Source organism: Nonomuraea sp. CX421 (genome assembly GCF_059358955.1).
The window spans coordinates 226,300-232,559 of the sequence record NZ_JCADBK010000011.1 but is presented as its reverse complement, the minus strand read 5'-3'; the positions used below and the strand labels follow the sequence as shown (position 1 = coordinate 232,559).

Sequence of the window (6,260 nt, the reverse complement as noted above, 5' to 3'; positions counted from 1 at the left end):
TCGAAACCCTTGTGGGAGGCGTCGTAACCGATCTCCAGGATCTTCTCCCGGATGACACCCGGAATGTCGACGTAGGTCTCGGTCGTCACCTCGCCCGCGACGTGGACCTGGCCGGTAGTGATCATCGTCTCGACGGCGACCCGGCTCGTGGGATCGTCTTTGAGCATCGTGTCGAGAATCGCGTCACTGATCTGGTCGGCAATCTTGTCCGGGTGGCCCTCGGTGACCGACTCGGAGGTGAACAGGCGACGTGACAACTCAGTGGCTCCTCATGCAGCGGCTGCTGACGGATTGCGGCTCCGGCGGTCGGACAGGCCCGGGCCTCCCGAAGTCTAGCCCTACCGGACGCCCTGCCGCGAAACTGCCCGAATCGCGGCGTGCCTCACAGGTCAGGCAGCGGATCGGGGGGCAGTGTCTCGGGGGCGAAGATCTCCGCGTCGGCCGCCGCGACCACCGCCGCGTACTCCTCCTCGAACTCGAACGCGAGCGATCCGAGCTCGATGACCGGCCCGGGCGCCTGCAGGATCGGCCCCAGGCGGGTGTGCCTGGGGAAGATCGCGTAGATCGAGATCGGGCGGTCTCGCTGGAGCATCTTGGTGGCCAGCACCGAGATCGATCGGCCGGTCACGACGATCAGGAAGTCGGCGGCTCCCCCGGGACCCACCGACAGCGCCGGAAAGACGTAGCTGATCTCTTCGTGATCGCCCAGTAGTGTCCTGCAACGGTCTCTGACAGCGGAACTCACCGGCATTCCGTCCCCCTTCGCGCCAAGTATCCGCAGGCGTACGGGGGTGTGCAACAGGTGATGCGGTAACGGACTCGTACGGCGTCAGACGAGACGGGCGGCCACCAGATCCCAGACGGCGTCGGCCACGTCGTCCTTGGGACCGCGCTTCACCTCGACGGCGTCGCCGTCGGCGGCCAGCACGGTGGCGGCGTTGTCGGGGGTCCCGAACGCGAGGTCGCGGCCGACCTGGTTGACGACGAGCAGGTCGCAGCCCTTGCGGGCGAGCTTGGCGCGGCCGTTGGCCAGCACGTCGTCGGTCTCGGCGGCGAACCCGACGATCACCTGGGGATGCCCGGCGCCCCGCGCCCGGGCATCGCCGCGGAGCTCGCCCAGCTCGGCCAGGATGTCGGGGTTCTTCGTCAACGGGATGGCCTCGGGCTCGCCGTCGGTCTTCTTGATCTTGGACTCGTGCCGCGTGGACGGCCGGAAGTCGGCGACGGCGGCGGCCATGACCACCACGTCGGCGTCGGCCGCGGCGGCGAGCACCGCCTCACGCAGCTCGGCGGTGGACTCCGCCCGGACCACGGTGGCCCCCGCGGGATCGGGCAGCGTGACGTTGGCGGCGACCAGGGTCACCTCGGCACCGCGCGCGACGGCCGTACGGGCCAGGGAGTAGCCCTGCAGCCCGGAGGACCGGTTGCCGATGTAGCGGACGGGGTCGATGGCCTCGCGGGTGCCGCCGGCGGAGACGACGATCCTGCGCCCGGCCAGGTCGCGCGGGGCTCCGCGCAGCACGCGCAGGCAGACCTGGAAGATCTCGGCGGGGTCGGGCAGCCGGCCCGGGCCGGTGTCGGCGCCGGTGAGCCGGCCGACGGCGGGGTCGATCACCACGGCGCCGCGCTCTCGCAGGGTCGCGACGTTGGCGCGGGTGGCGGGGTGCTGCCACATCTCGGTGTGCATCGCGGGCGCGAACACCACCGGGCAGCGCGCGGTCAGCAGCGTGTTGGTGAGCAGGTCGCCGGCCAGGCCGTGGGCCGCCTTGGCCAGCATGTCGGCGGTCGAGGGCGCCACGACCACGAGGTCGGCGCCCTGGCCGATCCGCACGTGGGGCACCTCGTGCACGTCGTCCCACACGTCGGTCGCCACGGGCTGGCCCGACAGGGCGGCCCAGGTGGGCTCGCCCACGAACCGCAGGGCGTCACGGGTCGGGACGACCCGCACCTGATGCCCGGACTCGGTGAACAGGCGCAGGAGCTCACACGCCTTGTAGGCGGCGATGCCCCCGGTGACGCCCAGGACGACCTTCATCGAAGCGGTCAGACCGCGCCTTCGATGGGCTCGGCGTTGAGCAGCCCCTCGGACACCTCGCGCAGCGCGATCGAGAGCGGCTTCTCCTGGGCGTGCGTCTCGACCAGCGGCCCGACGTACTCGAGCAGGCCCTCGCCGAGCTGGGAGTAGTAGGCGTTGATCTGGCGGGCCCGCTTGGCGCCCATGATCACCAGGGAGTATTTGCTGTCGACGATGTCGAGCAGCGCGTCGATCGGCGGGTTGGTGATCCCCTCAGCGACCGGGGCAATGCCTGCCACGATTGTCAGACCTCTCGGTTGGTGGTTGTCGTGACCCCCAGAGGGTCAGTCATCAAGGCTATCAGCCGGCGGCACACGTCTTTCACATCCGTGTTGACCAGGGTGAGATCGAACTCCTTCTCGGCCGCCATCTCGATCCGCCCGGCCTCGAGCCGGCGGGCGATGACCTCCTCGGGCTCGGTGCCGCGGCCGCGCAGCCGCTTCTCCAGCTCCTGCCAGCTCGGCGGGGCCAGGAACACCAGCAGGGCCTCGGGCATGCTGCGCCGCACCTGCCTGGCGCCCTCAAGGTCGATCTCCAGCAGCGTGGGCACTCCGGCGGCGACCCGCTCCAGGACGGCGCGCCGGGGCGTGCCGTAGCGGTTGCCGGCGAACTCGGCCCATTCGAGCAGCTCGCCCGACTCGACCAGCCGGTCGAACTCCTCGCCGTCGACGAAGAAGTAGTGGACCCCGTGCACCTCGCCGGGCCGGGGCCTCCTGGTGGTCACCGAGACCGACAGCCACACCCCGGGGTGTGCCCGCCGGAGCTCGGCGACGACCGTGGACTTGCCTACGCCGGACGGCCCTGACAGGACCGTCAGCCGTCTGTCACCCGGGGGGAGGAAGTCGCCGACCTGCGCTCCTGATCCGACTGCCTCATCGGCCCTTGCACCGCCGGACCTGGACCTGTCGGTCACTTCCTACCCCCCGTTGAACCCGCGTGTTCGTGTGGAACCGAGATTAGCTCTCGTTGCCACCGAACTCGCGCTCGAGGGATGCCCTCTGGTTCGCGCCGAGACCCCGCACGCGGCGGGACTCGGCGATGGCGAGCCGCTCCATGAGCTGCTTGGCGCGGACCTTGCCCACGCCGGGGAGCGACTCCAACAAGGCCGACACCTTCATCTTGCCGATGACGTCGTCGGTCTGCCCATCCTTGAGCACCTCAGCCAGAGAAACCGCGCCATGCTTGAGCCGGTTCTTGACCTCGGCACGCTCTTTACGGGCCTTGGCAGCCTTCTCCAGGGCTGCGGCGCGCTGCTCAGGGGTCAGGGGAGGAAGAGCCACGCCGGGTCACCTCGAATTTCTGTCGATGTACTCGGACGGGAAGGGAAACTAGCTGGTCATTGCCCCCTAAGCAACGTCAAGAGCAGTTTCTCTCGCGACAAAATCTACTTCGTCGCTCTCCGTACGGGGAAAACTACAGTCTGCTGAGCAAAACGTCCTCACTTCCCGGTTCGTCCCCGAGCCCTTCCGGGACGCGCCAACGTGGACGAAGATCACATTCCAGCTTCCCGCCCCTGTCCGAAACCACGCGCCGACCTGTGTCCCAAACCCCGTCGCGGCGGGCTCTCACGTCGCGGGATCGCCGCGGTTGTGACATCATTCGATCTTGTACGGCGAGCGGCACGTGCCGTCAGGAAGGCGTCGCGGTGCGCCTGAGGGCGGCGGCCACGGCGGCGGCCGTGGCCCCGGGGTCCGGCGAGGCGGTGATGGGGCGGCCGATCACCAGCAGGTCGGCCCCGTCGGCGAGGGCCTGTTCGGGGGTGGCGACCCGGGCCTGGTCCTGGGTGTCGGTGCCCGCGGGCCGCACCCCCGGCGTGATCAGGGTGATGCCCGGACCGACCTCCGAGCGCACCGCCGCGACCTCGTTGGGGCTGCAGACCAGGGCTGTCGCGCCCGCGTCGACCGCCATGGCGGCCAGGCGGCGCACCGCGTCGTCGGCCGGGCCGATCAGGCCGATGCTGCCCAGGTCGGCCTCGCTGAGTGAGGTCAGCACCGTGACGGCGGCGATCTGGGTGTGGGGCGCGGCGTCCACGGCCGCCCTGATCATCGCGGGGCCACCCGTGGCGTGCACGGTGAGGATGGCGGGCCGCAGCCGGGAGACGGCGCGGGCCGCGCCGGCCACCGTGTTGGGGATGTCGTGCAGCTTGAGGTCGAGGAAGACGCTGACGCCGCTGGCCCCCCGGACGGAGGCGATCACGTCGGGGCCGTAGCGCAGATAGAGCTCCAGGCCCACCTTCACGGTGCTGACGTGGGGCGTCACCAGGGCGGCCCACCTGGCGGCGGTCTCCAGGTCGGGGGCGTCGAGGGCGACGGCGATGGGTGCGGGCGTCAAGGGGAGCTCTCCTCGGTGTCGACGAGCAGGTGCCGGGGGGCGCCGCCCGGTGGACGGTGGGCCAGGCCGACGGCGTCGGCCAGCCGCTGGAAACCGCGGGCCCGCAGCAGATCCTCGAGCTCGCGCTCGATCCGCAGGCACGCGTAGGGGTCGTGGAACAGGGCCGTGCCCACCCCGACCGCGCAGGCGCCCGCCAGGATGAGCTGGAAGGCGTCTCTGCCGGTCATCACGCCGCCGACACCGATCAGCGGCACTCCTGGGAGCGCCGCGTGCACCTGCCAGACACACCGTACGGCCAGCGGCAGGATGGCCGGGCCGGACAGTCCGCCGGTCACGGCGGCGAGCGAGGGCCGCAGCGCCTCGGTGTCGATGGCCATGCCGAGCGGGTTGTTGATCATCGACAGCGCGTCGGCGCCCGCGTCGGCGCAGGCGCGGGCCACGGCGACGATGTCGGCCACGTCGGGCGCGAGCTTGGCCACGACCGGCACGTCGTAGCGCATGATGGACCGCACGGCGGCGATGACCTCGGCGGCGGCGCCGCCCTCGCGGGCGAAGACCCGGCCGCGGTCCTCCATGTTGGGGCACGACAGGTTGACCTCGAGCGCCGTCACCCCGGGCGCGTCGGCGAGCCTGCGGGCCAGCTCGGAGTATTCGGCGACGGTGCCGCCGCCGATCGAGACGATGGTGCGGATGCCGCGCTGGGCCAGCCAGGGCAGCTCACGTTCGAGGAACGCGTCGATGCCGGGGCCCTGGAGGCCGACGGCGTTGAGCATGCCGGACGGCGTCTCGGCCATGCGCGGGGTCGGCCGCCCGGCCCGCGGGGCCATGGTGATCGACCGGGTGGCGAGCGCTCCCAGCCGGTGCAGGTCGAAGAACTGGGCGAGCTCGCGGCCGGAGGCCGCGCATCCGGCAGCCGTGGTGATCGGGTTCGCCAGCTCCACGTGCGCCAGGAATGTACGCATATCTACGGACATGTCAGGTCACCATTCAGCCCGCATGGCGAGCACCGCCCCCGGGCGCGCCGAGAGCGTCGAACGGGATCGTTCCCACGTCCTCGAACCGCACCCGCTCCCCCCGGAACACCGGTCCCTCGGCGCAGGCGCGCAGCATCCTGGTCACCCCGTCGTCGCCGATGACCGGGAGCACGCACGTCATGCACACGCCGATGCCGCACGCCATCGACTCCTCCACCGCCACCTGCACCGGAATGTCGAACTCGATCGCCACGGCCGTGACCGCCCGCAGGGTCTCCATCGGCCCGCACGCGTAGACGGCGTCGGCCCGGGTGTCGGCGATCACCGACGGCAGCGCGTCGGTCACCCTGCCGCGCAGCCCCAGGGAACCGTCCTCGGTGGTGAGCGTCGTGGTGGCGGCCATCCGCCGGGCCCGCATCGCGCCGAACACCCGGTCGGCGCCGGCCCCGCCGAGCACGAAGTCGACCCGGCAGCCTCGCTCCAACAGCGCGTCGGCCACCGGGAAGAGCACCGCCGAGCCGTACTCGGCGCCGACCAGCACGCAGTGGACGGGATCACGCGGCAGCGGGAACGGCCGCCCGAGCGGCCCCACCAGGTCGAGGGTGTCGCGGGCACGGCGCTCGGCGAGCCAGGCGGTGCCGGGCCCGCGCACGGTGAAGACGAGCTCCACCGTGCCACCGTAGTCGGACTTGACGTCGTGGACGGTGAGCGCCCGGCGGGTCACCATCGACGTGTGCGCCCCGCCGACCGCGACGGACACGAAATGACCGGGGCGGTAGCGCTCGGCGATGCCGGGCGCCACCACCGTCAGCGCATGGTAGGCGTCGACCCGGCGCGTCGTCAGCACCGTGCCCGTCACCTGCACAGGTGTGCCGGCCAGT

At 71.4% G+C, this 6,260-nt stretch carries 9 protein-coding genes; all 9 read right to left on the bottom strand.

Going from position 1 to position 6,260, the window contains the following annotated elements; genetic code table 11:
- Positions 1–257 (bottom strand): S-adenosylmethionine synthetase N-terminal domain-containing protein (locus AC5L3X_RS21765; protein ID WP_494859158.1); only part of this gene is annotated, 257 nt, incomplete at its 3' end.
- 125 nt (positions 258–382) lie between these two features.
- Positions 383–751, bottom strand: coding sequence for a hypothetical protein (locus tag AC5L3X_RS21760; RefSeq protein WP_189128714.1), 369 nt, complete (start codon positions 749–751; stop codon positions 383–385).
- Positions 752–829: 78 nt separating this feature from the next.
- A complete protein-coding gene (gene coaBC, locus AC5L3X_RS21755) occupies positions 830–2,035 on the bottom strand; it encodes a bifunctional phosphopantothenoylcysteine decarboxylase/phosphopantothenate--cysteine ligase CoaBC (protein WP_494859157.1) in 1,206 nt (401 codons plus the stop codon).
- Positions 2,036–2,043: 8 nt separating this feature from the next.
- Positions 2,044–2,313, bottom strand: coding sequence for a DNA-directed RNA polymerase subunit omega (gene rpoZ, locus AC5L3X_RS21750; protein ID WP_101783051.1), 270 nt, complete (start codon positions 2,311–2,313; stop codon positions 2,044–2,046).
- Between the two features lie 5 nt (positions 2,314–2,318).
- Positions 2,319–2,891 (bottom strand): guanylate kinase, encoded by a 573-nt coding sequence (gene gmk / locus AC5L3X_RS21745; RefSeq protein WP_225264293.1) that lies wholly within the window; start codon positions 2,889–2,891, stop codon positions 2,319–2,321.
- Positions 2,892–3,030: 139 nt separating this feature from the next.
- The gene (mihF, locus tag AC5L3X_RS21740; protein ID WP_020541698.1) at positions 3,031–3,354 is read right to left on the bottom strand and encodes an integration host factor, actinobacterial type; all 324 of its coding nucleotides are present in this window, start codon (positions 3,352–3,354) and stop codon (positions 3,031–3,033) included.
- Positions 3,355–3,703: 349 nt separating this feature from the next.
- A complete protein-coding gene (pyrF, locus tag AC5L3X_RS21735; RefSeq protein WP_494859155.1) occupies positions 3,704–4,405 on the bottom strand; it encodes an orotidine-5'-phosphate decarboxylase in 702 nt (233 codons plus the stop codon).
- Positions 4,402–5,379 (bottom strand): dihydroorotate dehydrogenase, encoded by a 978-nt coding sequence (locus AC5L3X_RS21730; protein WP_494859154.1) that lies wholly within the window; start codon positions 5,377–5,379, stop codon positions 4,402–4,404. The genes pyrF and AC5L3X_RS21730 overlap by 4 nt, the downstream gene beginning before the upstream one ends.
- Positions 5,380–5,392: 13 nt before the next feature.
- Complete coding sequence (locus AC5L3X_RS21725; RefSeq protein WP_189128709.1) at positions 5,393–6,244, bottom strand: dihydroorotate dehydrogenase electron transfer subunit; 852 nt, start codon at positions 6,242–6,244, stop codon at positions 5,393–5,395.
- Between the last annotated feature and the right edge of the window lie 16 nt (positions 6,245–6,260).